We start from the raw sequence: 26,515 nt of genomic DNA, 5'->3' as shown, positions 1-26,515 counted from the left end.
ATTGAAAAACGGGTGTGCCCGAGCCCGCATGTGGGTGATGTATCACTTCAGTTACTCTTGATCTTGCAAGCTTTAGCATCTCTTCAAGTGTAGCACCAGAGCCTATTCCTCCATTGCCAGAGTATGGCCCTCCCACCCCATTGTAAAACGGATTATAGCTTGTCGAGCCTGCACTGCTTGGTATTTTTTGCATTTCCTGCACGGGATTTGATTGCATTATACTGCCAGTTCCCTGAAGCGCCATAGTTGCAAACCATGAGCCAATTGCAGAGACTCCTACTGCGCCAAATCGGTAGATTGACTTGAACGACTTTAGCAGCGATTTGCTTGACCTGGCTTTTTCTGAGAACTTTGAAGGAACAATTACAATTGCAAATTTTGTAGCGCAAGTAATATTTCATGTCATGGGCTTTTGTGTTCTTGCCTATCTTCGATATCTCAATCAAGCCTACATCCTGCATCTTTTTGACGTGGTATTTCACAAGTTGTAGCGAGAATCCAGTCGTTTGTGGCAATCTCATTTGCCGTAAGTATATGGATCAAATAGCAATTTCAATACAGTTCTGCTAGTATCAGTTACCAGAACCTCGCCTAGTACCCTGAGTCTTTCGTCATCTGCATCGTAGATGCTTACTCTCTCCTGGAACTGGCTGCCTTGATTTTTCACTGGTCATTGTAAATGTACAGTACTATATCTACACGATACTATGTAAAACCTTTGATGAAATCTGGCTTTCATCAAACGCTAAATCCAAAATTTGCGTATTATACTAACATGACAGAAACTAGAATAGCTCTTGCAGGCACTCTGCTTGCAGTCTTTGCTGCAAGTGCGCTCATGCCACTGGCATTTGCGCAAACTTATCCCCAAGGGTCAAACACCGGCATGACCCTTGAGCAAGACCTAAAACTTGCAAGAGAGCGAATTGAGGAAGTCAAGGCACACCCTGGCGCAGGTTCTGGAACGCCATATCTTAGCGCAAGCGGAGTGGTTGGAGCCACAATAATATCAGGAGGAATCTTTGGCGGAATTTTTGTTGCCTTTGTAGTCAGGGCAAAGCAGATAGAAAATAAGAGAGCCCAAGATAACCTGCTCCGATAACTTTTCCCTTTATTTTTATTTTTGTTACTGTAAGATACAGAGTTTTCATTGTCTAAATTTTACCCTATAAAAGACAATCAATGATGTAATGCCAATCAATAGAACGGGAACAGCAAATGGAAACTCGGGAACTAGATAAGTACCATAAATATACATGATGCTTGTACCATTTTCAAAATCAATCTCAAGTGTTCTTGTGTTGTTGCTTGTCTGCGATTCATGATAGACTACCGGTGTTGTCTTGTCCATCATTTTCCAGTATTGTACAGTAAAATTCTGGTCATTTCCCTCTCCATTTATAGAATCAATTAGTTTTCGCGGAAGTACAAGGTGCAAGTGTCCATCACCCAGGGTTGTCTCGATTCTTAGTTTTAATGCGTTATCTGCAGGATCTGCCGTGATGTCAAAGGCGCCATTGGTTATGTTATACGGCACAGGATAGTAAGCAGTATCGTTGATTCTTACCGGAGCGACACCCTGCCTGTCATAGCCAGCATCTTTTCCATAGTGGATTCCTTGAATAGTTATGACATTGTCTTTTCCCTCTGTTACAGGCAATGTGAACACCCTGTCCCCTTGAGAGTCAAGATGCTCTATCAGTGGTATGCTATCCCTCAATCCTGAATACAATGTTGTGGTATCATTTATGGTCCCGACAAAATCCATGAGTTCTGAAGGTATTCTGATTTTAAGTGTGGCATCATGTGATGCATAATATCTCACGTCTAAAAGGTTTGATATCGGATCTACATCAATGTAGGAAATCTCTCCGCCATCAAGATGGTACGGAATGACAAATGTGCCAAGCCTTGGGTCATCAAGCTTGTATGACACGTTTGTCTCGTTGTTTTGTTCCACAAGCAGAATGCTAGAGAATTTTCCTGACATGTTTCCATCTGTACCGTCAAGTCCCATCATGTATCTTCCTGAAGATGCATTGTAAGGTATCGTAAAATTTGTATTAAAAATGCCAGTCTTGTCTGCCTGTGTTGTCATGTCTTGAATTGAGAGAACCCCTGCATGAATTTGAATGTCAGAATATGGCAGGCGCCTGTTGCATCCATCCTGTACAATTCCAGTGAAATTTAGCCGCTCTCCCTGATGATATATTCCAAATCCTGGAATTCCTGAGAACTGGACAGGGTCAGCAACTGCCATGCCGACAAACATGTGGTCCATAGTGACTTGCTTGGCGCCTGCAGGAATATCAAATGTTAAAGATATGCCGTTGAAGTTGGATGACTGGCTGAACTCTTCGGGCATAATTTTGTCGGTGCCTACCATAAAGTCCAAGGAATTATGGATATCGCCCACTTCTCTGCTTGCAAGACAAAATATGTTTTCTGCAGCTTCATTTGACATTGATACTGACATGGAACCGTTTTGCGTTTGGCTGCTTGTGATGTCAAGATCAAGACGATTATCATAATAAGAGCGAAAATGGGCAGATATCCCGTTTACCGATACGTTTGTGCCTTTGTAATCAATTTCATATTGTGTGCCGTTGACTTGAATCAATGATTTTTCCACATCGGCTGATGCAAAACCAATGCCACTAGAAATAATTCCAAACATTGCAATGATAAAAAAATACAAGATTTTCATTGTCTAAATCTTATCCTGTAAAATATAATCATTGATGTAATCCCTATTAACAAAATTGGAACGGCAAAGGAAAATTCTGGAATTGGTACTGTGTTTTGTTCCGCGAAAACCCATTTGTTTCCATCAAACTGCCATGTTCTGGAATCGTTGCATATATCGGTAAGTGCTGGAGTTTGTGATATGTATTGAGTTCCATTGTACTGGTAAACAGCTGTCAGTGTAGTGTTTTCAGTATTGAGGGATAACGGCTCATCTATGGCCATAAATCCATAGGTACAACTTTGGTGTGGCAACATGATAAGATATGGTGCTATGCTTGGAGGATTTGCAACATGGTATGGAAGTGCGGGTCCAGAATAATCTGACTGCCAGCCTTCTTTGTACGCATATATCTCAAAATGTGACGCGGTTATAGGCGTATCAAGTCTGTTGTAAAGTGTTATCCATTGTTCACCGTACTTTGTATGAACATCTTGTACAGGAGCGCCATCGGCATGAAACCCGGATGCAATTACACATGGATTGGTCAGGTTGTTTTCTACATGTATTGGCTCACAGCTTCCACTTCCAATATAGTGTCCACATGCAACCTTGTGGTTTGGAACCAGATTAACTGCACAGCCTTCCCCCACACCAGCATCTTCACATGTAGTATCATCAGGAAGTATTTTGAAAGGATCGTTTAGCTCTACCTGCGTAATCGCAATTGGAGATATGAAGTTCGAAGAATTTGTCACATTTTGTGCAAAAGCAGTATTAAAAGCCAATAGTACAATTAGCAAAAATGCAGTTACTAGAAGGTACAATGATTTCATTTTATGATTTTATCTTATGTTACAACTATATTCATTGTCAAAGGCTCAGACAGGGTACCGCAGGCAACAAGGCAAGGCCAATCAAAAATCTGCGCGGTGTATGTCCCATGTTTGGTTGGAGTCCAAGATTGTGCAGGACTCATGGATTGATTAGGTTGCAGTGTACCTGTCATCCAGTTTAACATTACAACTTTTCCGTCACTGCCCAATACTTGAACGATATAGGTAAACGGTTGTTTGACATCTTGATTGTTTGTGATATCTGCAACAAGTTGTATCTGTTTGTTTACATTAGTATTCCATACCTTCGTAGAAGATCCATAGCTTTGTTGTTCAGCATAAACGAGATTGAGTGGAGAGATAGTCAATATCAAAAAAACTGATGCAGTGTATAAAGCAGGTTTCATCATAACATGGTGTTTGTTGCTAGTTTAAAAAAGTGGCGTATTTTTTGTTCTAATTTTTGCAACCGATTGCAGTTATTTTTGAATTCAGCGATACCAGCTCAGAAATCTAGAGAATCTTTTCAACTTCATCTATCGTTCCAAGCGGCAATGAACACGTAAAATCCTTGCAGACATAGACCTGCGTCTTTGCCTCGACAAATTCTTTTCCTGCAAAAAATGGCAGCGATTGCAGTGCCTTGAGATTTTCTGAAGTATATATTCCCACAAGTATTGATTCTGGAAGAAATTTCTTTTCAAGCCAAGTGCATAGTTCCTTGTTGGTATAGTTTATCATGGTAATCTCAATTGGTTTTTGCAAGTACATGTAGATTACATTTAAAAGTTGACCAAAACCAAATGGGTTTTCTGCAGCCATCGTAGAAAGTGATTCCATAATCTTCATCGAGGCATCAAGGTATCGCTTATCCTGTGTGATATGATACAGCCTCAATAATGCCCCTGCTGCAACAGAATTTCCAGACGGAAGCGACAGGTCATAGATGTTCTTGGTACGTATAATCAGCTTTTCGTGATTGTCTGCAGTGAAAAAGAAATTCTTTTCGTTTTCATCCCAAAAATGTTCCAGCAGGTAATCTGCATAATGTACTGCAAGATCCAGGTATTTTTTGACAGGTTTTGCTTCAAAATAATCAAGCAGTGCAGTTACAAAACATGCGTAATCGTCAAGAGTATGCCCTAAGTTTTGCCTGCCCATCTTTGTAGGTGTGTAGTAGTTCCCCGTTTTCTATCATTTTTTCTTCTATGAATTTGATGCAGTTTTCTGCAGCCTTGAGAAAACTATCATTTTTTGTAACCCTGTATCCTCGCAGAAAACCCGTTATCATCAATCCATTCCAGCCGGTGAGGATTTTCTCATCTCTGCCAGGTGCCACGCGCTTGTTTCTTTCCTGCAAGAGTTTTTCCTTGCTTTTTTGTATAATGTCTCTTGCTTCAGATTCAGTCTTGCCATATTGAAATGCTACAGAAGACAAATTGATGTTATTATGCAGTATGTTATGCCCTTCAAAGTTTCCTCCATCTACAACATCATAGTATAGACAAAACAGATCAGAGTTGCTTCCAAGTATTTCCCGAATCTCACTTTTTTTCCAGACATAGTATTTTCCTTCTTCGCCTTCAGAATCTGCATCCTGTGCAGAGTAGAACCCGCCGTCAGGTGATGTCATCTCCTTTAAGACATATTCTAGTGTTTGATTTACCACATCAAGATACTTTTCATCCTTTGTTATCTGATAGGCTTCAGCATAAACAACTGGTAGCAGTGCATTGTCATACAGCATCTTTTCAAAATGTGGCACATGCCACCTGGAATCTGTTGAATACCTGTGAAACCCTCCCATGATTTGGTCATATATTCCCCCATTTGCCATTTTCGTCAGAGTCTTTAACGTGAATTCTTGAAACTTTGAAATTCCAGAGAGTTTAGAGTATCGCAACATAAATGACAAATTCGCAGCGTTTGGAAATTTTGGTGCACTGCCAAACCCTCCATTTGTCGGATCCCCAAGTGAGAGCAAGTTTACAGCCGCTTCATCAAGCACTGATCTGTCCAATTTTGATGGAATGGTGATTGACTCTGTTTTTTGCAGCGAGTTGACAAAGTTTTCTGACGCAGATTCTACATCATGAGGTTTCTCCTTCCAGGCTTGTGCAAGCTGTCGTGTGACGCTTCCAAATCCTGGCCTTCCATAGCTGTCAAGCGGTGGAAAATACGTTCCAACATAAAATGGCCTCTGGTCTGGCGTAAGAAACACGCTAAGAGGCCAGCCGCCGCTGCCAGTCACTAGCTGGCACACCTTTTGATAAATATCGTCAATGTCTGGTCGCTCCTCTCTGTCGACTTTGATGTTGACAAAGTTCTCGTTCATTATTTGTGCAATCTCTTGGTTTTCAAAAGACTCGTGAGCCATAACGTGGCACCAGTGGCATGCGCTATAGCCCACGCTAAGAAAGATTGGCTTGTTCTCATCCTTTGCTTTCTTTAGTGCCTCATCAGACCACGGATACCATTGTACCGGATTGTGCGCATGCTGTAAAAGATACGGGCTTGACTCATGGATTAGCTTGTTTGGTTCCACTATCTCTAGAATTGAAAATGCCTATTTGTATTGTTCTATATTATTTCCAGTCTGACATATTTTTTCAAATATTAAATAACACAGCACAAATTATTTCAGTTATGAACTGCAAGCGCTGTCACCACACTGATTCCATACATGAGCCTTCAAGTGAGAGTCATTCATTTTTAAAAGCTGGAAAATGTCTGATACCAAACTGTACATGCAAGCAATATCTTGATCCAATAGATGAGATTGACGAAGAACTAGTCTAGCCTTTATTTTCCTGTAACGCTAATGCCTACAGTTTCATTTAGGTCAACTGATTTTGATACTCCTACAGTCGCAGTTGAATTCATTGCAACTGTTGTGGATGCTGTTGCATTTACAGTTGTTTTCGAAGAGGTGTGGTTAGATGGTACAGTTGCAGTGTTATTTGCAGTGACAGCAGAAATTGCAGGGTTTGATAATGTTACCGTGGTTTTATTTGCAACAGCAGAAGTAGCGTTTGGTCTAGTCGACATTGTTACAGTTTGATTTGTTGCAATAACTGCAGTCTTGTTTGTTGTAATAGTTGTAGTTTGGTTAGTAGGCGGTATAGTAGATGTTGCATTGGAACCGCTGGAGCTTGCAGCAGGCGTTGTTTGATTGGCTTGTACATGAGAGGCTGGCGGCGGTGGTAGCACCATGGTGTAATTTGCCACAGGTGTACTAGAGTTTGTTACCTGTTTTAGATTATCAGTAAACGAGGTGGTAAAAATCATTATTTTGACCTCTTGTCCTTGTATCTGACTTTCTTGTTGTTGCTCATAAGCCGTAGCGTTGGCAAGTGAAGCTTCGCGTGAGCCTGATGTCAGTTTTGCCCCAACTGCCAGATTATAGTTATCAAGTACAACATTGTAGCCAGTTGTCGGAGTTTGTAGAAACACTTCGGCACCTGCCATTTGGTTTAGATTGTAATCTTTAGAGCCATTGAAAACTAGGACCTGCATTGTAGAGCCTGGATTTTGTGCCGCATCTTGGGTTTGCAGCTGGTGTGCAGCATCAAGTGTGGCTGCAGAATCCAGCATCCTCAGTTTTGCACCAACCGGTTGTGATACATCAAAAAGAACAATATTGTAACCTGACTTTGGTGTCATGGTATCTACTTCTTGTAGTGCCATTATGTTAGACGAGAAATGATAATTGCTTGCCAGATTCCACGAAAGCAATCCAATTGCCACAAGAGATACCGAAATTACTATCATCGAATAGCCCACTTTTCTATAGTTGTGAGGATTCTTGTCTCTTAGAACTGGCTTTGGTTTGTCTGCAGGATCATTTGCAATTGACATTTGTTGTCCAAAAAATAGGTGCTGAATTTATATCTTTTATTAATGAGCCGTCTTGCCGAGTCACAAAACATGACAATATGGTTCCAGCCGCAAGATTGCTATCCAGAATTGAAGCTTTTTTCCACTTTGAAGATCTGAAGTGTGAGTAGATCTATTGCTTTTTTTAGGTGCTCAAATTCATCTACGAGATGTTTTTGATTTTCAACTATGCCCTTCAGTACTACAATCATGGATTTTTTGGATTTATCATCAGACGCTGCCTCTAGTGCATTGAGTTTTGATTCCAGTATATCCAAGTCCTTTTGCATTTTCTTGCCGTGTGCCTTTTCCACAGTTAGGCTCTGCGTACATCATATATCAAGATAAAGTTAAAAGTTCAGGCTCTGAGCAAAAAATTGTGATTGAAGAAAAACTTGCCTTGCTAAATATTTCACTTCCAACACCACCCAGGCCCGCAGGCTCGTACGTTCCTGTTGTAAGGACTGGAAATCTTGTATTTGTCTCAGGCCAGATTCCAGTAAGAGACGGCAAGGTGGAATTTCATGGTAAAGTTCCTACAAATATATCAATAGAAGTTGCACAGCAAGCAGCCAAGCTTTGCATCATAAATGTCCTGGCACAACTCAAAGCAGAGCTTGGAACACTAGACAAGATTTCAAGAATCGTGCGAGTGTCAGGATTTGTAAACAGCGCGCAAGACTTTGTTGAACAGCCCAAGATAATCAATGCCGCCTCTGACTTGTTGTTTGAAATATTTGGAAAAAAAGGAAAGCACTCCAGAATTGCAGTTGGAGTTGCAAGCCTTCCGCTAAACTCTACTGTTGAGATAGACTTGGTGGCCGAAGTCAGTTAAGCTTTGAATTGAATTTTTTGACGAATTGTAAAATTTTTTCTTTTGGTATGACTGCACCGCATGCCTTGTCGTGCCCTCCACCTGAACCGCCAAGATCTGTTGCAAGCTGGTTGACTATTCTTCCCAGATGTACTTTGCATGATCTTGAACCTCGGATAGATACTGCATAAATCCCCTTTTCTTCTCTGAATTTGTATGACACACCAACGTCTTTTCCTGACATGCCCAAGACAAAATTAACCACCATACTTGCGCCAGAATCTGTGACTTCCATGTAAGCCAAGTTCTTCATTTTCTTCATGTTGTCTTTTACCTTTTGAATTACACCGGAGATTCTTTCTGCTTGTATGCGTGCAAATTCAAAAGTGTTTGGAATATCGTGCGGATATTTTAATTGGCTGAGCTCATCAACAAGATACAGCAGGTACTCGCCGTCTTTTTGGTGGCTTACAATAGTAAATGTAAGAACTGTTGCCTCAAGCAAAATGAACTGTCTGTCAAATCTTTGGAGTAGTTTTGAACCCAGCGGCCTGTCCTCCATGTAATCTGTGACTGCAGAACAGGCGGCAATCAGAGAGCTGTGATCATTTAGCTTGGACTTGAATGCGTTATAGACCTGGACGGTTGTACATTCGTTTACTGTATGAATCAAATTGACTTTTAAGGCCTTGATTTTTTTCTTTATTCCGTCTTCCAGATCATGATGATCAATGTATGTCACTGAGACACGCTTTTTTCTCAATTCCTTTAGGAGTTCAACGAACTGGTCCTGGTTTGTTTTGCTAAGACCCAAATCACATATGTATACCGTTTTTATTGATTCGTCATTTCGTAATTGTTCAAGCTCTGTCATAAGACCTGGATAGTCAACCAGTTTTGTATCCCCGCCAAATGCTTGCCTGATTAATGATGCAGCGCCTATTCCATCAGCGTCTTCTTTGTGTGAAATGCAGACAACTTTGGTTCTTGCCATAGAATTAACACATCAGAACAACCCTCATTTAAATCAAAAACGGCGTGATCTCAATTAATTCAAGCTACAAAAGTAGCGGGCTTTTTCAATCCCATGTAGTTCTTAAATTCTGAAACAAGAGTTCTGTGCTTGGTACCATCTTGCAAGACCATACAATACATGTCATAAAACGAGATTCCAAGCAGTCGCGATTCCCTGTCTAGCTGCGATATCTCATCCAAGATTTTTGGATCTTTTGTTTCAACTACAAAGTTGTCAACTAGTTTGATAAAATCCTCTTCTAGTGGAATCATTTTCATGCAGTTCTTTTGGAATTTTGCTATATGCTACAGAGTTGTGAGATTAGACCAACTGCTTAATTTTCCGCCATTTTCAAGTTGTAATTGTCTTCTCGTACAGACAGGATGTGTTTGGTAGTAGATTTTTAATACACATTTGACGCAATGGTATATAGTGGAAACAAAGAACATTGGGCTTCGCAATATCGAAGTTGCAGATACAAAGATTTGCGCAATAGACGGCATTAATGGAAAACTGATCTACCGAGGATATGACATTTTAGACCTAGTAAAGAAATCAAACTTTGAAGAGACTGCCTGTCTTCTTCTCAATGACGACCTTCCAACCGACAAGACATTAGAGGACTTTGGAACCAAACTGATGCAAGCAAGAGAGATTCCAGAAAACATTGAAAAAAATCTAAAAAATCTTCCCAAGACTGCAAATCCCATGGATGTCATCCAGTCTCGCATATCAGAGCTTGCAGTATACGACAAGGAAAAAGGAGACGACCACAAGACCAATTACAACAGGGCAATAGATCTTATCTCAAAAATTCCAATAATCATAGCGTACTGGGACAGGATTAGAAATGGCAAGGAGGTTGTTCTGCCCTCAAAAAAACTCGGTCATGCCGGAAATTTCCTATACATGTTAACTGGAAAGGAGCCAGACCCCGAGATTGCAAGAATTTTTGACATTTGCCTAATTTTACATGCAGAACACAGCTTTAACGCATCAACATTTGCTGCAAGAGAAGTGGCCTCAACCCGTGCTCACATGTACGCAGCAGTCAGTGCTGCAATAGGCGCACTCAGTGGAGAGCTTCACGGTGGCGCAAACTTTCAGGTCATGAAGATGCTATTAGACATTCAAACCGAAGATAAAGTAGAATCCAAGATAAAAGAAAAGCTTGCAAAAGGGGACAGGATAATGGGAATGGGTCATGCAGTGTACAAGACATTTGATCCCAGGGCCGAAGTCTTAAGAGAGCTTTCCCGCAGGCTGTCAGAGAAGACAGGGCAGCCATGGTACAGAATAACAAAGAGAGTAGAAGAAGTCACAGAAGAAGAAATGAAAAAGGTAAAGGGATCAGATATTTTTCCAAACGTAGACTTGTACAGTGCATCAACATACTATATGCTTGGCATACCGATGGACCTTAACACTCCAATCTTTGCAATTTCAAGAACTGCCGGATGGACTGCGCACATAATTGAAGAAAAATTTGCCGAGGCCCAGCCAAAGCCCATGCTTTACAGACCAAAGGCGGTGTATGTTGGAAAGTATTGCGGGCCATCAGGTTGCGAATACTTGCCTATCGAAAAAAGACAAACACCTGCCTGACAGGCAAACTGAAAATTGATTAAATGATTAGTTAAACTACGCAGACCGCCAGTATAATGCTAGCCAATATCTATCTGCCCTTATGAGTTTGCAGATATTTACGTGATAGACTAAAAAGTATTATTCCCGTAGCAGAAACTGCAATACCTAATATCATTACAGTGTAACGAAGATGATCAAATTCATGTACACATGATGCATAACATATAGACGTATCATAAAAATTGGCAAATATTGTTATCAGTATCCCGATAATCAACAAAATAATACCAAAAATTGGATCCAAATTAAACGTGGATAACAACACCTAGAGTTTTCAAAATACGTCATTCTTCGATCTTCAGACTTTAAAAAAGTGGCGTAGATCCACACTGTAAGATTGTTCTAAAAAGAAGCAGAGATAAGATGAACCAAGTGCAAAACCGGAAAAACCACTAAATGATTATTATACAGGCGTACTACACAGCCAAGCTATGAAGATCCCATTTGGAATTATTATTGTAGTCGGGTGTTTGCTCATAGGCGTGTTTGTCATGGCAGATTTTCTCATACCGCATGTGATTTGCAAAATAATTCCTCGTGACAAGAGCGTCAAGATGTATGCAGGACAATACAATCCAAACGTGTTCAGCGATATTTGTTCAACAATAACCTAGTTTGTCTTTGAAAAAATACTGCGCACCGCATTTTGCTCTCCTATAATAGTTACTAAATTTTAGAAGCTAGTTTCTTTTTGAAAGCCAGTCTTTTGCTTTGGTATCAACATCATACCTGTGAAGAACATGGAAGACCATCTCATAGAAAGTGATTCCTCGTTTTTGAGCCTCGCCGTCGATCCACTTTAGTCCCTCTGCGAGCTCTGGATCATATGCTGAGAACTCGACCAGCTCGTCGACCATGTTTGTGAAAAAAGAATTTGCTTCTAGCACGAACACAGATTTTTATTTTTGTTATTCAGTTGTATATTCAAAATATATAGACAATCAACGCCTTTTTGATTGACATATGGATCATAGATATTATTTTGACGGAAATACAAAATCAATCTCATGGGTGATCGAAAACAATGAGACTCGTCTGGAACAGACAAGAACTCATGCAGAAAATTACTATGATCTAGTGTCTACAGAACAGTCAAAATACATTGCATTGCATGTAGGTCTCTTTTGGGGAATTGGAAGGTTCGTAATAAAAAATTCTGACACTGTAAATATCATGCTTGATCTAAAATCCATGTTTGATCATCTTGCAGAAAATAAAATTGCAAATGATCCATTCATAATTTCAAAAACTAGATTCATCCACCAACTAATAGATCAAAGAGGACTGCAGATCAAATATCACCTGATCGAGTCGCATCAAAACAGAGCAACATCCTTACTTTTGCAATAATATCAGACCAACATCCATAAGATTTGTGTGAGTTGGGCCTGTAAAGATCAGTCCGCCATATTTCTTAAAGTAGTGATAAGAATTATTTTCATTTAGATATTTGTCGATGGGCTTTGTTGGCATGGTACAATCTGCAATTGCACCTGCAACACACGTATTTCCATCTATTCCATCAGTTCCTGCAGATGCCATGGTAATTTTTTTGTCTCGATCTTTTAGTTTTTTTAGCAGATACAAGACTAGTTCTTGGTTTCGTCCACCTTTTCCTTTTCCCTTTACTGCAACGGTCGGTTCTCCTCCAAAAACAAGACAAAAGTTTTTAGATCTTGGAACATGTTTTGAAAGCTTAGACGCAACATCATACACATTGCCTTCCACAGAATAAACTGCTTTTGTGACAAATCCAAGCTTTTGTGCGCGGATTTTCATGAGATCGACACAGGTGCGATTAGACTGGATGACATAATTTTGGATCTTGGGTTTTTTTGGAGTTTCAGGTATCACGCCTTTTGTTCCAAGGACGATTCTTTTCCAAACTGTTTTTGGAACTAGGTTTTTGAGATCATATTTTATTAGAATTTTTTTTGCATCAGAGAACGTAGATTTGTCACAGTATGTTATTCCAGATGCGATCACAGAAAGATCATCTCCCACTACGTCTGACATTACAAGCGATACGGCTTTGCATCCAAGCGATTCCACCAGCCTTCCGCCCTTTACTTGTGACAGGTGTTTTCTTACACAGTTTATCTCACGAATGTTTGCCCCAGATCTCAGCAAGAGACAAGTTGTGAGTTGCTTGTCTTGCAATGATATGCCGTCTGGGAGAGAAACTAGCGAGGATGCGCCGCCAGAGATCAAAAAGATAACCAGATCGGTTGCCTCCAAGAACTTGAGAAATTCAATTATTTTCCTGGCTGCAGTGGTACTTTTTTTGGTAGGAATTGGGTGACTAGATCTTATTATGGTAAATTTTTTTTTCTTGATCAAAGAACTAGTCGCTGTCAGGTATGACCACCAGTCCTCCATGAATACGAGTCAGCGAGTCTATCGTGTTTGTCATCGAGTCTGCCGATTTTCCAATGGCAACCACATAGATTCTACGATATTTACCCAGAGGAATCTTTTTTTTGCCTACATGAAGAGAGTTTTGCTTTACAATCTTTTCAAGTGTAACGTTTGGCATGGCACCAGAAATGCCCTGCTCTATTATCGACAGTGCCAATTTTTTGCTTGCCAGTTGTTGCAAGGCGCTTAAAATTTTTAACAATCATTTATAGCTCATGCACAGATAAGGAAAAGCAGATGAATTTTTGAATCTTTTCAGTATCAAAGGTCATAACATCAAAATTTAAAAGGAATGCGTATCCTTGTTCCAGTTTTTTTATATATAGTCTACAACAAAGTTACACCATGTGGAAAAATACGGGTTTTAGATCCAAGGGAAGCCTATCGATGTATTTTGGGCTTTTAGCAATTGTTACAATCATGGTAATTCCTGCATATGCAGATCAAGTTGTCAAGCCAACAAGCGGCGGAACAATAGATGTTGGCTTTGCAACAGATCCTGCAAGTCCAACCCCCGGCGGTTCTACAAATCTTTTGATAAGTTTTATCAACAAATCAACTCATGCAGCACAACAGCACATAGATTACAAAGTATCAGTCATGGAAGGAAGCAATCAGATCTGCGGCACTCCGGTTTTGCATACAGCAGAAGGATCAGTTACCATACCATGCCAATTACCTGATGCTGCAACATACCAGGTAATAGTTGAGGTAGACGGAATACTTTTCCAGCCAATACCGCCAGAGACTGCAACGTTTACTGTTAATCTCGGTGGAGGAACAACTCCAAATACCAATTCAACAACACCCCCACAGACTAATGGAACTCAAAGCACAGTGATTCCAGCATGGATTAAAAACAATGCAAAGTGGTGGTCGCAGGGACAGCTTGGAGACGACCAATTTATCCAAGGTTTACAATACATGATACAGCATGGAATAATACAGATACCAACACAGTCAGGAGGCTCTACTCCTTCAACAGCACCGCCAATTCCAGCATGGATTAAAACAAATGCTGGCTGGTGGGCGGCAGGACAAATCACTGACGGTGACTTTGTAAAAGGAATACAATGGCTAATCTCAAATGGAATAATCGTAGTTTAGAAAATCATGATTTTCTCTGTGAAATTAACAGCATTACATTAGTTACGCAATCCTTAAGCGATGTAATTGCATATGGTGAAACATAATGTCAGGAAATAATCCAGACCTGAGAGATAAGGTAGACCAGAGCCGCGGTTTTTTCAAAAAGTTGCAGCTTGTCGTACCTGCGCTCAAAGAATACCGCAAGCTAGAAGACATTAGAGCGGCAGACGAGTTGCTACGAAAGCAGGTTTTTGACAAACTAGACGAATCAAAAAGCAAACTGGAAACATTGAGAAAAGCCATGTCTGACAAGGGCGATTTTACCAGCCTGACTTCCATTGGAGCAATCATTTCACAGGTACAACAAATTTCAGGAGAGGTATTTCATTCCCAGCAAGGCTCTGCTGGCATATCACCTAACATAAGAATTGATGAGGGCACATTAAACAAGTTATACGAATATGATTATAATTTTGTCAATAGCGCTGAGCAAATTTCTTCCACAGTTTCTGGATCATTGACTGAATATACTTCAGGCACATCAACTGCACAAGCAATTGCTGCCAAAATTGGCCCCATGCTAGACGACTTTAAACACACATGGAAGCAGAGGCTGGAATCTGTTGAAAACATATTGGTGACAAAATAGGAAATGAAAATAATAATAAGAAAGGGAAAAAGTGGGCTGTAAATGTTTGGGCATAAAAAAGATCCAAATTTTGGCGGAGGTAGCATAGCAGGGTCTACCACAATAGAGTGGGATTCACAATACAAGGAAGGAAACATCATGTGGAAAGTTCCACGCCTCATCAGGCTAAATGATAACATTGTAATCAGAGAAGATGAGATTGCTGTCTTTTTCAGAGATGGAAAGGTTTTGACATATTTTGACAAGCCAAATAGATATGCCCTTACCGATTTTAATGCGCCAATAGTCGGTGGTCTCTTAAAATTTTTCACAGGAGTGCAGCAGGCAGCAGAAGTCTATTATTTGCAGAACAGGTACATTGATGGAAAATTTGGTTCTGCTGAACCATATCAGTTCGTTGACCCAGTCTTTGGAATAGTAAACTTGAGAATATTTGGAGAATTTAGATGGAAGATATCACAACCTGAGAATTTCATCAACCAATTCGTTGGAACCTTTGCGGTCCAGACCTCAGATGATATAGAGACAAGGCTCAAGCAACAGATGATTCTTCTTGTGTTCAATGCAATAGGAAAGATGAAAGACAATGGACTGAAAATTACCGACATTGCCACCAATCTTCAAAACATTGAGCAAATAGTACTTGCCAATGCACCAACTAACTTTGGACAATATGGAATAGAGATCAACAAGATATCAGGAATTACAATCAGTCTACCAGAAGAGGTGCAAAAGGCAATTAACACACGATCAGAAATGTCAGTGCTTGGAGTCAACTACATGCAGTACCAAGCAGGTCAAGCAATGACAGACGCTGCAAAGAATCCAGGGGGCGTGGCAGGATTAGGGGCTGGCCTAGGTGTAGGGTTCGGGGCAGGCTCTGGAATAGGATATGCCATGGCAGGTCAGATGGGACAAGGAATGTACCAGCCACCAATGAAACAATGCCCCAAATGCAGTATGATGATGCCTGTATCCAACAGTTTCTGTCCAAATTGCGGTTCAAGTCAACAACAGATACAACAGCCAAAACCACAGGAAGGAATTCTATGTCCACAATGTGGTGCTCACATTGCCACCGATTCCAAGTTTTGTTCCAGCTGCGGCAAGCAGTTGAAGACGAGTTAGGAGAAAAATATGTATTGTATGAAATGCGACACGCAACTTCCAGATGACGCAACTTTTTGCATAAAATGTGGTGCAAAACAACAGCCTCAGGCAGCCCAAGCAGCTCAGGCATCTCAAACACCTCAATCCACTCAGACAACAACAAATCAAGATCAGGACACGATAAAAGAAATAAAATGTCCAAGTTGTGGTGCACCCATTTCTCCAAAATTTGGCGAGATGGTAATAACATGCGAATATTGCGGCAGCAGTGTAACTTTAGAAAATACAGGTTGGAAAAATATTGCAAAACATACAATGCTTCCAATCACAATAACTGACAAGGACGATGCTACCGCCAGACTGAAAAAAATGATGGACCATGGTTTGCTTCACAGACATTTGCAGGAGAGTTCAACTCTGGAAGAGATCAACCTGACAATGGTTCCTTATTGGATAATTCCTGTTACCGCAAGAACCAACCTTGTTGCAATAGATGTTGCAGCAGAAGTTGGAAGTATAGCTACAACAGCTGCTTTGTTTGGAGTAATGGGGGGAGCCATGGGCGGAGGAGGATTTGGTTCGCAGAGAGGAGGCGGAAATTTTGGCGGGGGCATGATGGATGGCATGCTGATGGGAAGCATGCTGGGTGGTGGCGGAATGATGGGTGGCGGCTCAAATACAAAAAGGGCTTACACAATTGACGCAAACTACAATTGCCCTGTAATTGCACTCAAGGCACTAACAATGTACCAGCCCCACGATTACGAATTTGCGCTCGATGGCAGAGTAGATTTTGATTCCAAAAAGATTCCAAAATCAGTCAAAGTTCTAAACGGCGATATCAACGAGGATGCGGCAAAAAGCCAAGCAAAGGGAATAGCAGACCAGCTGCAATCAAAGAGGGCACACTCTCAGTACCACATGATACAACAGATTGACACTCAGGAAGAGGTATCAAGCGGTGAGCTTTTGCACGTACCAATCTGGTTTGCAAAATATGACCACAAGGGGAAAAAGATAATCCTAGTAATTGATGCAAATTCAGGCGCTGCAATAAACAGCATAGGACTCTAACCTGCTATTTACCGAGAAAATACGTCTTTACCGATTCTAGCGTATCACGAACTGGTTCGACATGGCCAAACTCGTCCATTGTAGTATCATGAATCTCTAGTATCTTTCGCTTGTTATCTGGCTCGTCTTTTAGAAGCACAATCATGTCCTCCAGCCTGTCAGCCAATTTTGGTTGATCTTCCAACTCTACATGGTTGAGGGCCTGAATGTCATCCTGATCCAAGATATTGCCACGCGGTGTCGCTTTTGAGAGCACACGAATCATGGATTCTACTTTGGAAATTGTTTCATCAGAGTTTTTAGGACTCATTTCTGGTTATCCTCTGGTTTTTAGATATAAAAATCCACTCCTTTCTTCCCATCTATTTGGCACAACCTGCAAGTTTTGTTTTCGGTTTTCAGATGTCAGACCAAAGAAGAGTATAATAATAATTGAAAATCTTATTTTTCTATGAATACAGTAAGAATGCCAAAGACGATTAACTATGGCAAAGACGCATTATCAGATACACAATATCCAAAAAATTCCCTAGTTGTTACAACAGCACCTCCCGATGTATCAAAGAAATGGCTTACCAAGATGAATATTCAAGATTACATGCTATATGACAAGGTTGAACCAGAGCCTTCTATTGAAACAGTGAATAGAGTTGTCGCAGAGTTCAAGCCAAAAAATCCATCTGCCATAATTGGTCTTGGCGGTGGAAGCTCACTTGATGTTGCAAAATATGCAGGCATGGAGATGAAGATACCAAAGATACTCATTCCAACAACATTTGGTACAGGTGCAGAGATGACAACATACTGCGTACTCAAGTTTGAAGGAAAAAAGAAGCTCTTGCAAGATGAAAGATTTCTTGCCGATGTTGCAGTCATTGACTCTTACTTTATGGACGGAACTCCAGAAGCCATAGTCAAAAATTCAGTGTGTGATGCATGTGCTCAGGCAACAGAAGGCTATGACAGCAAGAGAGGAAACGAGTTTACAAAAATGATGTGCAAGTCTGCTTTTGATATTTTGTATGATGCGATAATGAACAACAAGCCAGAAAATTATCCATTTGGCTCCATGCTGTCCGGGATTGGTTTTGGCAACGCATCGACAACACTAGGACATGCATTATCATATGCATTTTCAAACGAAGGAGTGCCACATGGATACTCGCTATCATCTTGCACTACAGTGGCACATAGATTCAACAAGTCGATCTTCTATGACAAATTCAAGGAAGTGATAGAGAAGCTAAAGTTTGACAAACTTGTTCTCAAGGCACCTGTTGATCAAGCTGCAGATGTCATCATGACAGACAAGGGACACCTCGATCCAAATCCACTGCCGGTGACAAAACAAGATGTCATGCAACTCTTGCAAGACATTGTCAACGGCAAAATGTAAGAGAATTACATCCTCATTTCATTTCCAATTAAGCTTTTATGGTACCTGTACCATACAAGTAAAAGTTCCAATGCAAGAGATATACAGCACGAGCAATCTCAGGGGGAAAATATTAGAGACATTAAATCAGAGCGGGTTAGAGTCCTCTTGCTATTCGAAGATACTTGATTATACAATAGACCTGTTCCACCAAAAAGGTCTAGGTATTGATTACTATGGATATCACAACATAATCCACGAGCTGGAAGTAACATATGTCACACTCTTGGCAGCACAGTGGCAAAGCCAGCAGAATCTTATTACAAAAGACGATACAAAATATCTTTTTGTCGCAGCCTTGTTCCACGATTACGATCCGCAGAAAAGAGTAGACAAACCACACGAGCCAGATGCAGTAAATTTTGTCAAGACTGACAAAACACTTGAGGCGTTGCTAAAAGAATCTGACATAGACCCCAACATCATATCAGCCATGATATTGAGAACAACGTATCCTTGGGTAGGAGAAAATAAAGAAAAAGCAGAATTACTAATTGATCATTTTCATTCCGTGTCAGATATCACAAGAGACGATTCGTCAAAGATGGAGCATTACAACAGACTTGGATGGTTTCTTTCAGTATCAGACAGGATTGCCGGTTATGCAATGGGCGACTTCTCATATGCGCTTGAGATGGCAAAAAAGAACGCGCATTCTTTGGCATGGCACCCCAATTTGATAGCAATTCGCTCTGTTGCATATTTTGAGGATCTCTTAAACAATGAATCAGAGATGTGCAATCAAATTTTGGGAGCCCTGCCAAGAACTATGCGCAAATCATTTATGGACAACGTACTGGGATTCATGAGGCTTCGTGAAAACGAGATACAAAATCAAGCTGCAGTGATTTACGACAAGGTGCAGCTTGTGCCCACAATTGACCAGATCACAACACGCCAGGGAGATGAATTTATCAGCGCACTTTTTGAAATTTTCCAAGAGTTGCCATATCCTCTACAATTTTTGAAGGCAAGTTTTGCAGACTCTGTGCGGGATCCAAAAACATTGCTCAACACATTAAGGATTGGAAACGAGAATGGTCCCGTGGTTGGGTTTGTAAAGGGAAGTTCACTTGAAAACTATAAACTTCGCTCAGATATTGACGACCCACACTTTGGAAAAAATGATACTGTATTTTTGGAGCCCATTGCACTGAAAATGGGATACTGGGGATTGAAGGGCGGGCGCGAGATGCGCCAGTTGTTTTTGATGCAGTCCCAATCCAAGGGATACAAGTATCTTGCAAGCTTTGCCCTAAGGGACGTAATACAGGAAAGGAAAAAGCGTAACGAGAAAATTGAGTTTGTGAGGCAGTTTGATCCTGAAAGATGGGATTACTATAGGGTTAAGCTGTAAAATTTGTCCACAATTAACAGCCTGCCAGATTTTACTGCCACTTTATCACTTCAAACGACGATTACCGCTTCCCTTACTAAACTTAAATACCGCTTTCAAATGAACAAATTGCGACAGGGTTTCGGATAAAATATGATCAAGTTTGGAATTCAACAGGGGTTGAATGTTGCCCGTCTCGGGTTAACAGAGGATCAAATCTTAACAGCTTGCGTTTTGGCTGATAAGGTAGGGTACGATTCGATTTGGTACATGGACCATAGCAATGTCCCGCAATGGAATCATGCAATTGTAAACGACCCATGGGTCATGCTCTCTGCAATAGCCGCCATTACAAACAAAGTGGAGCTTGGAACTTGTGTCACAGATGCAGTAAGACGACATCCATCAAATATTGCGCTAGCCAGCATTACACTTGACAGAGTATCACATGGAAGAGGCACGCTTGGCATCGGTGCAGGCGAGGCCCAAAACATCAAAGAGTTCAAGATACAATGGGACAAGCCAGTTGGAAGGTTCGAAGAACAGCTTCAAGTGATTAAATTACTTTTTGAGTCATCGCCTGATCATCGGGTAAGTTTCAAGGGAGAATATTACGAGCTTGACAATGCATGCCTGCAGGCAGCTCCGATTAGAAAACCACATCCCCCAATATACATGGCAGCAGGTGCACCAAGGACGCTTGCGCTGTGCGGAAAATATGGTGATGGCTGGATTCCAATAGGATATACCCCAGAACTTTACGAGGAGCATGTCAAATCAATCAAGCAATCCATGAAGGAAAATGGAAGAGATGATTCAAAATTCCAGTTCGGTGTAGATATCGACGTTTACTTTGCAGATGATACAGAAGTTGCATGGGCCAAGATGAAAAATGCAGTAAAGGTCAGCTTGTTCAAGCCCGAAGTGCTCAAGGTGCACGGAATTGAAGATGTTGCCGGCTTTGACTTTAAGAAATATTTCACAGAATATTCCATGTCAAATCAAGAGTGGATAGTAAAGATGAGAGAGGCCGCTCAGACAATTCCAGACAAGGTAGCACGCTCATCAATTGGTATTGGCACTCCAGACGACATCATACCAGTCTTTGAGAGATTCATCAAAGCAGGAGTCAACCATTTTATTGTCAGATTCTGGGGTTCAGGATACTTTGGCTCAATAGACAAGTTTGGCTCTACAGTACTGCCATACTTTAAAGACCAAAACAACCCAAGAAAATAATTAGATTATTTTTCCTAAAGATATCGGAATATAGTCATCTTGTCAGAGTTTGGAAGATCAGAGACTAGCGCAAAGTTGTACAACGGATAGGATTTTTTGTAGTTTTTCATAAAGCTCCATGCTACATCATGTGTCTTAAATTCAGTTCTCATGCCCTCAATCTTGAACTCTTGCCCGAAAAGATCAAAGACCTTGACAAAATAGTGCTGCGGTTTTTTGTGAGGTTTTGCCTTGAGCAGCCATGCAACTGCAAATACAAAGACTGCAAGCATTATCAGTGCAGCGCCAACTTCTTTGAGATGCACCCAAAATATGGTTGGAATTGTATCCCCAAACAGGCGGTACACAAAACTTGAAAATGCGGCAACTGTAGTACCAATTATCATAAATGTCCCAAAAGTAGATCCACGGCTGCCAGATCTCATATGTTACGGTATACTCACCCTAATTTAACCATTAAAGCATACGCAAAAATAACAACAAGTAGAATCACTGATCCATGCAATTACTTGGAAGACTGGAGATAAAATCAAGAGAGAAGATAATAGAATTTCTAAACAGCCAGGAAACCGGCCGTGTTTGCAGCATAGACAAGGACGGATATCCGCAGATAATACCGATGAATTTTGTCTACGCAAAAGACGCAGTATACATGCACTCTCACGTCAAAGGAGAGAAACTTGAAAACATTACAAGAAACCCAAAGGTCGGCTTTGAAGTCGACCACAGTCTAGAGTTTCTGCCGTCATACTTTAGCCACCCAACAGATGCATCACAGGCAGACACGTTTTACATAAGTGTAGTGATAAAGGGGCGCGGGAGCATAGTCTCAGACAGAGAGGAGAAGGTGTTTGCGCTAAACTCGCTTATGGAAAAGTACCAGCCAGAAGGAAAATATGAAAAGATAACACCTGAGATGCACGTGGTAGATGAGGTTGCCATCATCAAAGTAGTACCAGAAACAATGCGCGGCAAATACAAGATAGGGCAGCACTTGGACAAAAAAACAAGACTTGTGCTTGCAAAACTCATCCTTGAAAGAAACACCCCCACTGCCAAAGATACAGTCAAAACAATGGGCATAAAGCAGACAAGAGACGGCCTTGACATATCAGAAGACCCGCTCTGGTAGGAATACAACTAGCATGGAAAATACATGCAAACACCCAGTCAGTGATTAAAGCAACTCAAAGTTTTAGTTAGGAATAGACACAAACAAGTACAATCTTGCTTGAAAATCCCACCTTTGAGATAGTATCAGACTATACCCCCACAGGGGACCAGCCCCAGGCAATAGATGCGCTAGCAGAAGGGATTAGAAAGAAAAAGATCCAGACTCTGCTTGGTGTTACAGGAAGCGGCAAGACATTTACAGTTGCAAACGCCATACAAAGGACTGGAAAAAATACGCTTGTCATATCACACAACAAGACGCTTGCTGCTCAACTTTACTCTGAGCTAAAACAGTTTTTCCCAAAAAATAATGTCGGATATTTTGTAAGCTATTACGATTACTATCAGCCCGAGAGCTATATACCACAGACTGACACCTACATTGAAAAAGACACCCAGATAAACGAAAAAATTGAAAAAATGAGGCTAGAGGCAACTGCCATGCTCCTTTCAGGTGAGCCAACCATAGTTGTTGCCACCGTCTCATGCATTTACTCACTTGGCTCACCTCGCGAGTGGGAGCTGATGTCAGTTACAATAGAAAAAGACGCAGAGATTGGCAGAACATCTTTGATCAAAAAACTAGTCAATGCAAGATACGACAGAAATGATACTGAGCTATTGCCTGGCAGATTTAGAATAAAGGGCGATACAGTTGACATCATTCCGGCATATTCGGATTCTATTGTAAGAATTTCCATGTTCGGAGACGATGTTGAAAAGATATCAATCTGTGATCCTGTATCTCTTGCAGAAAAAAAGCAAGTGTCGCAAATCAAGATTTATCCTGCAAAACACTATCTTGTTGCAGCAGATGCCAGAAAAAAGGCAGTTGAGTCAATAAGAAATGAACTAAAAGAAAGACTGTCACAGTTGCGCGAGCTTGAAAGACAGCGACTTGAGATGAGAACAAAATATGATTTGGAGATGATTGAAGAGCTTGGATATTGTTCCGGAATTGAAAATTATTCAAGGCATTTTGATGGCAGACATGAAGGCGAGCCTCCGTTTTGCCTTCTTGACTTTTTTGGAGATGACTTTTTGCTAGTAGTTGATGAATCACATGTCACCTTGCCTCAGTTGCACGGAATGTACAACGGTGACCATACGCGCAAAAAATCTCTAATTGATTACGGATTCAGACTTGTCAGCGCTTTTGACAACAGGCCTCTAAAGTTTGAAGAATTTGAAAAATATGTAAAAAACACAATCTTTGTCTCTGCAACACCTGGAGAGTACGAACGCAAGAAAAGTTTTCAGATAGTAGAACAGCTAGTCAGGCCAACAGGTCTTGTAGACCCAACAGTAGAGGTAAGAAAGACAGAAGGGCAGATGGACGACTTGATTTTGGAAATTAAAAAATGCGTTGACAGAAATCAGCGCGTGCTTGTCACTACACTGACAAAACGAATGGCAGAGGACCTGGCAGAGTATTTGTCTAAAAACAAGGTCAAAGTAAGATACCTCCATTCGGAGATTGAAAACCTCCAGAGAACTGAGATAATAAGGCAGCTAAGACTTGGCGAATTTGATGTTCTAGTTGGCATAAACCTCTTGCGAGAGGGCCTTGACATACCAGAGGTATCCCTTGTCGCCATACTTGATGCAGACAAGGAAGGCTTTTTGAGAAACATTACCAGCCTCATTCAGACATTTGGCAGGGCAGCAAGAAACGTAGACGGTTCCGTGATAATGTATGCAAGCAAGATCACACAATCGATGAAGCTTGCCATGGCAGAAACAGAAAGAAGAAAGAGCAGGCAGCTAGAATACAACAAAAAGATGGGAATCACGCCTGCCACCATCGTAAAGGCAATACCTTCTCAGACAATAGTGCTCGAAGAGACAAAGCACATGTCAAAGCATGACTTGCAGACTCTTGCAATTGAGATAGAGGCCACCATGAAGCGCTATGCCGAGGATCTTGATTTTGAAAATGCAATTGAATACCGTGATAAACTGACCAAAATACAGAGACAGTTAAGAAATGAATGACAAACTCATCATCAGAGGTGCAAGAGAGCACAATTTAAAAAACATCAATGTTGACATTCCAAAAAATAAACTTGTTGTAATTACTGGCCTGTCAGGCTCTGGAAAATCAACGCTTGCATTTGATACAATATATGCAGAAGGACAGAGAAGATATGTCGAGTCATTGTCAGCTTATGCAAGACAGTTCCTTGAGATGATGAACAAGCCAGATGTTGATTCAATCGAGGGGTTATCACCTGCAATATCAATCCAGCAAAAAACCACAAGCAAAAACCCAAGGTCTACGGTTGGAACAATAACAGAGATTTACGATTATCTCAGATTGCTATATGCAAGAATTGGAACTCCCCACTGTCCAAGATGCGCGCGCAAGATATCAAACCAGTCAATAGAATCAATCTGCGAATCAATTCTCAAAGAATCAGAAGGAAAAAAAATAATGGTTCTAGCGCCGCTTGTTAGAAGAAAGAAAGGAACGTATGAAAAAATATTCGACGATGTAAAAAAACAAGGATATTCTAGAATTCGAGTAGACGGGGAAATAATAGAGATTACAGGCGAGTTTCCAGTACTTGACAAACAAAAGTGGCACAATATAGAAATTGTAGTTGACAGGCTCAAGGCAACTTGGGAGGAGAAAAGCAGGCTCTACGAGTCAATCCAGACTGCGCTAAAGGCAGGAAAAGGGGATGTCATGGTCGTAGATGTCCAAGAAAAAGTCTACTCTCAGAACAACGCATGCCCATTTTGTGGAATATCAATAGGCGAGCTTGAGCCAAGAGGATTTTCGTTCAACTCGCCGTTTGGCGCATGCAAGACATGCCACGGACTGGGCGTCAAGATGGAGTTTGAGCCTGACTTGCTAATTCCTGACAAGACAAAATCCATTCTGGATGGGGCCATAGTTCCATGGTCAGGCAGGTTTTCGTCATTTAGGAGGCAGACTCTACGAGATGTTGGAAAAAAATACGGCTTTGACCTAATGACTCCAATTAACAAAATGTCACAAAAGCAACTTGATATCATCCTGTATGGAAGCCAGGAGGCTGTCAAGTTTTCATATGAATCGCAGTCAACTGATTCAAGATGGGAGTATACCAACACTTTTCATGGCGTAATACCAAGCTTGCAGAAAAATTTTGCAGAGACAGATTCTGAATCAAAAAGAGAAGATCTGAGCAGGTTCATGCGAGAAACCCCGTGTAATACATGCAAGGGAAGAAGACTAAAGGACGAATCGCTTGCAGTAGAGATTAACTCATTGTCCATAATGGATGTCTGTGATTTATCAATTGATTCGTGTTACGAGTTTTTCAAAAATCTCCAGCTAAGCGAGACTGAAAAATATATTGCAAAATCAATTCTAAAAGAGGTTTTATCAAGACTTGAATTTCTAAGAAATGTCGGTCTGAACTATCTTACGCTAAACAGGGTAAGCTCAACCCTATCAGGTGGAGAGGCGCAAAGAATCAGGCTTGCAACCCAGATTGGCTCAAACCTCACAGGCGTACTTTATGTGCTTGACGAGCCAACAATCGGGCTTCACCAAAGAGACAATGCAAAACTCATCAAGACCCTGACAAAGCTTCGAGACCTTGGAAATACAATACTTGTCGTAGAGCACGATGAGGAAGTGATGCGAAGCTCTGACTGGATAATTGACTTGGGGCCTGGCGCAGGTGTGCATGGGGGAAATGTGGTCTTTGAGGGAACAATACATGACATTTTGAAAAGTTCGGAATCTGTAACAGGGCAGTATCTTAAAAATCACGATGCAATAAAATTTGAAAAAAGAGCGTCTGCAAAAAAAGGAGAGATCATTGTAAAAGGTGCAGCAGAAAACAACCTCAAGGGAATAGATGTCTCATTTCCCCTGGGGATGATATTACCGTAACAGGCGTGTCAGGCTCTGGAAAATCCACACTTGTAAACGACATACTCTACAAGGCACTTGCCAAAGACATCTACGGCTCCATTGAGAGGCCCGGAAGGCACAAGGCAATAGCAGGACTAGACGAGATTGACAAAGTAATAGGAATAGATCAGTCCCCAATAGGACGCACCCCCCGCTCAAATCCTGCCACATACATTGGCGCGTTCACGCCAATCAGGGAGCTGTATGC

Annotated in this window: 32 protein-coding genes and 1 pseudogene; 17 read left to right on the top strand and 16 right to left on the bottom strand. The window is 41.1% G+C overall.

The genetic code is table 11. The features are described from left to right. Positions 1–244, bottom strand: a 244-nt coding sequence (locus DYY67_RS02315) for a hypothetical protein (RefSeq protein ID WP_166390429.1), incomplete at its 3' end; no start/stop codon positions are given. A gap of 58 nt (positions 245–302) precedes the next feature. Between DYY67_RS02315 and DYY67_RS02310 the strand changes: the two genes are divergently transcribed. Then, positions 303–491, top strand: coding sequence for a hypothetical protein (locus tag DYY67_RS02310; protein WP_166390427.1), 189 nt, complete (start codon positions 303–305; stop codon positions 489–491). Between the two features lie 26 nt (positions 492–517). Here DYY67_RS02310 and DYY67_RS02305 read toward each other — a convergent pair whose 3' ends face one another. Continuing rightward, positions 518–667 carry a hypothetical protein gene (locus tag DYY67_RS02305; RefSeq protein WP_166390425.1) on the bottom strand — a complete coding sequence of 50 codons (150 nt, stop codon included), beginning with the start codon at positions 665–667 and terminating at the stop codon, positions 518–520. Between the two features lie 54 nt (positions 668–721). Here DYY67_RS02305 and DYY67_RS02300 point away from each other — a divergent pair, with 54 nt between their 5' ends. Then, positions 722–1,102 carry a hypothetical protein gene (locus DYY67_RS02300; RefSeq protein ID WP_218584681.1) on the top strand — a complete coding sequence of 127 codons (381 nt, stop codon included), beginning with the start codon at positions 722–724 and terminating at the stop codon, positions 1,100–1,102. Between the two features lie 45 nt (positions 1,103–1,147). On the opposite strand, the gene DYY67_RS02295 is transcribed toward DYY67_RS02300, so the two are convergent. The 5 genes from DYY67_RS02295 to DYY67_RS02280 all read right to left on the bottom strand — a co-directional run bounded on the left by DYY67_RS02295 (position 1,148) and on the right by DYY67_RS02280 (position 6,067). Next, positions 1,148–2,707, bottom strand: coding sequence for a hypothetical protein (locus tag DYY67_RS02295; protein ID WP_166390421.1), 1,560 nt, complete (start codon positions 2,705–2,707; stop codon positions 1,148–1,150). Further along, positions 2,704–3,522 carry a hypothetical protein gene (locus DYY67_RS02290; RefSeq protein WP_166390419.1) on the bottom strand — a complete coding sequence of 273 codons (819 nt, stop codon included), beginning with the start codon at positions 3,520–3,522 and terminating at the stop codon, positions 2,704–2,706. The genes DYY67_RS02295 and DYY67_RS02290 overlap by 4 nt, the downstream gene beginning before the upstream one ends. 14 nt (positions 3,523–3,536) lie before the next feature. After that, on the bottom strand, positions 3,537–3,890 hold the full coding sequence (locus tag DYY67_RS02285; RefSeq protein ID WP_166390417.1) for a hypothetical protein: 354 nt from the start codon (positions 3,888–3,890) through the stop codon (positions 3,537–3,539). A 145-nt stretch (positions 3,891–4,035) separates the two neighbouring features. Beyond that, positions 4,036–4,683: a hypothetical protein gene (locus DYY67_RS11425; protein ID WP_320415921.1), complete on the bottom strand. Its 648-nt coding sequence runs from the start codon at positions 4,681–4,683 to the stop codon at positions 4,036–4,038. Then, on the bottom strand, positions 4,652–6,067 hold the full coding sequence (locus DYY67_RS02280) for a thioredoxin domain-containing protein (protein WP_320415920.1): 1,416 nt from the start codon (positions 6,065–6,067) through the stop codon (positions 4,652–4,654). Before DYY67_RS02280 ends, DYY67_RS11425 begins: the two co-directional genes overlap by 32 nt. Before the next feature lie 101 nt (positions 6,068–6,168). Here DYY67_RS02280 and DYY67_RS02275 point away from each other — a divergent pair, with 101 nt between their 5' ends. Further along, positions 6,169–6,321, top strand: coding sequence for a hypothetical protein (locus tag DYY67_RS02275; protein WP_166390006.1), 153 nt, complete (start codon positions 6,169–6,171; stop codon positions 6,319–6,321). A gap of 3 nt (positions 6,322–6,324) precedes the next feature. Here DYY67_RS02275 and DYY67_RS02270 read toward each other — a convergent pair whose 3' ends face one another. Next, positions 6,325–7,380 carry a hypothetical protein gene (locus DYY67_RS02270; RefSeq protein ID WP_166390415.1) on the bottom strand — a complete coding sequence of 352 codons (1,056 nt, stop codon included), beginning with the start codon at positions 7,378–7,380 and terminating at the stop codon, positions 6,325–6,327. A 98-nt stretch (positions 7,381–7,478) separates the two neighbouring features. Beyond that, positions 7,479–7,712: a hypothetical protein gene (locus DYY67_RS02265; protein ID WP_320415919.1), complete on the bottom strand. Its 234-nt coding sequence runs from the start codon at positions 7,710–7,712 to the stop codon at positions 7,479–7,481. Positions 7,713–7,777: 65 nt separating this feature from the next. Here DYY67_RS02265 and DYY67_RS02260 point away from each other — a divergent pair, with 65 nt between their 5' ends. Next, entirely contained in the window at positions 7,778–8,233 is a 456-nt protein-coding gene (locus tag DYY67_RS02260; RefSeq protein ID WP_166390413.1) for an Atu1372/SO_1960 family protein, read from the top strand. On the opposite strand, the gene DYY67_RS02255 is transcribed toward DYY67_RS02260, so the two are convergent. Both DYY67_RS02255 and DYY67_RS02250 read right to left on the bottom strand, forming a co-directional pair. Beyond that, positions 8,226–9,206 carry a DHHA1 domain-containing protein gene (locus DYY67_RS02255; protein ID WP_166390411.1) on the bottom strand — a complete coding sequence of 327 codons (981 nt, stop codon included), beginning with the start codon at positions 9,204–9,206 and terminating at the stop codon, positions 8,226–8,228. The two genes, DYY67_RS02260 and DYY67_RS02255, sit on opposite strands and share 8 nt — an antisense overlap. A gap of 59 nt (positions 9,207–9,265) precedes the next feature. Continuing rightward, entirely contained in the window at positions 9,266–9,499 is a 234-nt protein-coding gene (locus DYY67_RS02250; protein ID WP_166390409.1) for a hypothetical protein, read from the bottom strand. Positions 9,500–9,659: 160 nt separating this feature from the next. On the opposite strand from DYY67_RS02250, the gene DYY67_RS02245 reads away from it, so the two are divergent. Together DYY67_RS02245 and DYY67_RS02240 are read left to right on the top strand one after the other, a co-directional pair. After that, positions 9,660–10,832 carry a citrate/2-methylcitrate synthase gene (locus DYY67_RS02245; RefSeq protein WP_166390407.1) on the top strand — a complete coding sequence of 391 codons (1,173 nt, stop codon included), beginning with the start codon at positions 9,660–9,662 and terminating at the stop codon, positions 10,830–10,832. 473 nt (positions 10,833–11,305) lie between these two features. Further along, complete coding sequence (locus tag DYY67_RS02240) at positions 11,306–11,488, top strand: hypothetical protein (RefSeq protein ID WP_166390405.1); 183 nt, start codon at positions 11,306–11,308, stop codon at positions 11,486–11,488. Positions 11,489–11,554: 66 nt separating this feature from the next. Here DYY67_RS02240 and DYY67_RS02235 read toward each other — a convergent pair whose 3' ends face one another. Further along, positions 11,555–11,761 carry a hypothetical protein gene (locus DYY67_RS02235; protein ID WP_166389989.1) on the bottom strand — a complete coding sequence of 69 codons (207 nt, stop codon included), beginning with the start codon at positions 11,759–11,761 and terminating at the stop codon, positions 11,555–11,557. Between the two features lie 76 nt (positions 11,762–11,837). Here DYY67_RS02235 and DYY67_RS02230 point away from each other — a divergent pair, with 76 nt between their 5' ends. Further along, complete coding sequence (locus DYY67_RS02230; RefSeq protein WP_178084789.1) at positions 11,838–12,224, top strand: hypothetical protein; 387 nt, start codon at positions 11,838–11,840, stop codon at positions 12,222–12,224. Here DYY67_RS02230 and DYY67_RS02225 read toward each other — a convergent pair. Both DYY67_RS02225 and DYY67_RS02220 read right to left on the bottom strand, forming a co-directional pair. Then, positions 12,210–13,253, bottom strand: a complete 1,044-nt coding sequence (locus DYY67_RS02225) for a glycerate kinase type-2 family protein (RefSeq protein WP_218584680.1) — start codon at positions 13,251–13,253, stop codon at positions 12,210–12,212. The two genes, DYY67_RS02230 and DYY67_RS02225, sit on opposite strands and share 15 nt — an antisense overlap. Beyond that, entirely contained in the window at positions 13,219–13,473 is a 255-nt protein-coding gene (locus tag DYY67_RS02220) for a DUF4147 domain-containing protein (protein ID WP_166390401.1), read from the bottom strand. Before DYY67_RS02220 ends, DYY67_RS02225 begins: the two co-directional genes overlap by 35 nt. A 164-nt stretch (positions 13,474–13,637) precedes the next feature. On the opposite strand from DYY67_RS02220, the gene DYY67_RS02215 reads away from it, so the two are divergent. The 4 genes from DYY67_RS02215 to DYY67_RS11280 all read left to right on the top strand — a co-directional run bounded on the left by DYY67_RS02215 (position 13,638) and on the right by DYY67_RS11280 (position 17,214). Beyond that, a complete protein-coding gene (locus DYY67_RS02215) occupies positions 13,638–14,399 on the top strand; it encodes a hypothetical protein (protein ID WP_166390399.1) in 762 nt (253 codons plus the stop codon). A gap of 85 nt (positions 14,400–14,484) precedes the next feature. Then, the gene (locus DYY67_RS02210; RefSeq protein WP_166390397.1) at positions 14,485–15,030 is read left to right on the top strand and encodes a hypothetical protein; all 546 of its coding nucleotides are present in this window, start codon (positions 14,485–14,487) and stop codon (positions 15,028–15,030) included. Positions 15,031–15,072: 42 nt separating this feature from the next. Next, positions 15,073–16,158 carry an SPFH domain-containing protein gene (locus tag DYY67_RS02205; RefSeq protein ID WP_166389974.1) on the top strand — a complete coding sequence of 362 codons (1,086 nt, stop codon included), beginning with the start codon at positions 15,073–15,075 and terminating at the stop codon, positions 16,156–16,158. An 18-nt stretch (positions 16,159–16,176) separates the two neighbouring features. Then, positions 16,177–17,214 (top strand): zinc ribbon domain-containing protein, encoded by a 1,038-nt coding sequence (locus DYY67_RS11280; protein ID WP_166390395.1) that lies wholly within the window; start codon positions 16,177–16,179, stop codon positions 17,212–17,214. Between the two features lie 4 nt (positions 17,215–17,218). Here the strand turns inward: DYY67_RS11280 and DYY67_RS02195 are convergent, their stop codons facing one another. Continuing rightward, on the bottom strand, positions 17,219–17,524 hold the full coding sequence (locus DYY67_RS02195; RefSeq protein WP_166390393.1) for a hypothetical protein: 306 nt from the start codon (positions 17,522–17,524) through the stop codon (positions 17,219–17,221). Positions 17,525–17,665: 141 nt separating this feature from the next. Here DYY67_RS02195 and DYY67_RS02190 point away from each other — a divergent pair, with 141 nt between their 5' ends. From DYY67_RS02190 to DYY67_RS02180, 3 genes are all read left to right on the top strand, one after another. Further along, complete coding sequence (locus DYY67_RS02190; protein ID WP_166390391.1) at positions 17,666–18,610, top strand: iron-containing alcohol dehydrogenase; 945 nt, start codon at positions 17,666–17,668, stop codon at positions 18,608–18,610. 70 nt (positions 18,611–18,680) lie between these two features. Then, complete coding sequence (locus tag DYY67_RS02185) at positions 18,681–20,006, top strand: HD domain-containing protein (RefSeq protein WP_166390389.1); 1,326 nt, start codon at positions 18,681–18,683, stop codon at positions 20,004–20,006. Positions 20,007–20,138: 132 nt separating this feature from the next. After that, positions 20,139–21,224, top strand: a complete 1,086-nt coding sequence (locus tag DYY67_RS02180) for an LLM class flavin-dependent oxidoreductase (protein WP_166390387.1) — start codon at positions 20,139–20,141, stop codon at positions 21,222–21,224. Positions 21,225–21,238: 14 nt separating this feature from the next. Here the strand turns inward: DYY67_RS02180 and DYY67_RS02175 are convergent, their stop codons facing one another. Next, on the bottom strand, positions 21,239–21,649 hold the full coding sequence (locus DYY67_RS02175) for a hypothetical protein (RefSeq protein ID WP_166390385.1): 411 nt from the start codon (positions 21,647–21,649) through the stop codon (positions 21,239–21,241). A gap of 74 nt (positions 21,650–21,723) precedes the next feature. Here DYY67_RS02175 and DYY67_RS02170 point away from each other — a divergent pair, with 74 nt between their 5' ends. The 3 genes and pseudogenes from DYY67_RS02170 to uvrA all read left to right on the top strand — a co-directional run. Further along, entirely contained in the window at positions 21,724–22,356 is a 633-nt protein-coding gene (locus DYY67_RS02170; RefSeq protein WP_166390383.1) for a pyridoxamine 5'-phosphate oxidase family protein, read from the top strand. Between the two features lie 95 nt (positions 22,357–22,451). Further along, a complete protein-coding gene (uvrB, locus tag DYY67_RS02165) occupies positions 22,452–24,392 on the top strand; it encodes an excinuclease ABC subunit UvrB (protein ID WP_168711821.1) in 1,941 nt (646 codons plus the stop codon). Then, positions 24,385–26,515 (top strand): annotated as a pseudogene (gene uvrA / locus DYY67_RS02160) (excinuclease ABC subunit UvrA); the annotation flags it as partial. The gene uvrB and the pseudogene uvrA, both read left to right, overlap by 8 nt.

The organism is Candidatus Nitrosotalea sp. TS (genome assembly GCF_011319465.1).
Taxonomy (GTDB): domain Archaea; phylum Thermoproteota; class Nitrososphaeria; order Nitrososphaerales; family Nitrosopumilaceae; genus Nitrosotalea.
Note: the sequence above shows the minus strand (reverse complement) of the source record. Positions and strands in the feature narration are given on the sequence as shown.

Bases quoted from the DNA above. Each gene is read 5' to 3' on its own strand.
- DYY67_RS02175 (WP_166390385.1), bottom strand. From the start codon at position 21,649: ATGAGATCTGGCAGCCGTGGATCTACTTTTGGGACATTTATGATAATT.
- DYY67_RS02170 (WP_166390383.1), top strand. From the start codon at position 21,724: ATGCAATTACTTGGAAGACTGGAGATAAAATCAAGAGAGAAGATAATA.
- DYY67_RS02275 (WP_166390006.1), top strand. From the start codon at position 6,169: ATGAACTGCAAGCGCTGTCACCACACTGATTCCATACATGAGCCTTCA.
- DYY67_RS02240 (WP_166390405.1), top strand. From the start codon at position 11,306: ATGAAGATCCCATTTGGAATTATTATTGTAGTCGGGTGTTTGCTCATA.
- DYY67_RS02215 (WP_166390399.1), top strand. From the start codon at position 13,638: ATGTGGAAAAATACGGGTTTTAGATCCAAGGGAAGCCTATCGATGTAT.
- DYY67_RS02295 (WP_166390421.1), bottom strand. From the start codon at position 2,707: ATGAAAATCTTGTATTTTTTTATCATTGCAATGTTTGGAATTATTTCT.
- DYY67_RS02300 (WP_218584681.1), top strand. From the start codon at position 722: ATGAAATCTGGCTTTCATCAAACGCTAAATCCAAAATTTGCGTATTAT.
- DYY67_RS11425 (WP_320415921.1), bottom strand. From the start codon at position 4,683: ATGGGCAGGCAAAACTTAGGGCATACTCTTGACGATTACGCATGTTTT.
- DYY67_RS02255 (WP_166390411.1), bottom strand. From the start codon at position 9,206: ATGGCAAGAACCAAAGTTGTCTGCATTTCACACAAAGAAGACGCTGAT.
- DYY67_RS02230 (WP_178084789.1), top strand. From the start codon at position 11,838: ATGGATCATAGATATTATTTTGACGGAAATACAAAATCAATCTCATGG.
- DYY67_RS02210 (WP_166390397.1), top strand. From the start codon at position 14,485: ATGTCAGGAAATAATCCAGACCTGAGAGATAAGGTAGACCAGAGCCGC.
- DYY67_RS02180 (WP_166390387.1), top strand. From the start codon at position 20,139: ATGATCAAGTTTGGAATTCAACAGGGGTTGAATGTTGCCCGTCTCGGG.
- DYY67_RS02225 (WP_218584680.1), bottom strand. From the start codon at position 13,253: ATGGAGGACTGGTGGTCATACCTGACAGCGACTAGTTCTTTGATCAAG.
- DYY67_RS02190 (WP_166390391.1), top strand. From the start codon at position 17,666: ATGAATACAGTAAGAATGCCAAAGACGATTAACTATGGCAAAGACGCA.
- DYY67_RS02290 (WP_166390419.1), bottom strand. From the start codon at position 3,522: ATGAAATCATTGTACCTTCTAGTAACTGCATTTTTGCTAATTGTACTA.
- DYY67_RS02195 (WP_166390393.1), bottom strand. From the start codon at position 17,524: ATGAGTCCTAAAAACTCTGATGAAACAATTTCCAAAGTAGAATCCATG.
- DYY67_RS02185 (WP_166390389.1), top strand. From the start codon at position 18,681: ATGCAAGAGATATACAGCACGAGCAATCTCAGGGGGAAAATATTAGAG.
- DYY67_RS02270 (WP_166390415.1), bottom strand. From the start codon at position 7,380: ATGTCAATTGCAAATGATCCTGCAGACAAACCAAAGCCAGTTCTAAGA.
- DYY67_RS11280 (WP_166390395.1), top strand. From the start codon at position 16,177: ATGAAATGCGACACGCAACTTCCAGATGACGCAACTTTTTGCATAAAA.
- DYY67_RS02250 (WP_166390409.1), bottom strand. From the start codon at position 9,499: ATGATTCCACTAGAAGAGGATTTTATCAAACTAGTTGACAACTTTGTA.
- DYY67_RS02205 (WP_166389974.1), top strand. From the start codon at position 15,073: ATGTTTGGGCATAAAAAAGATCCAAATTTTGGCGGAGGTAGCATAGCA.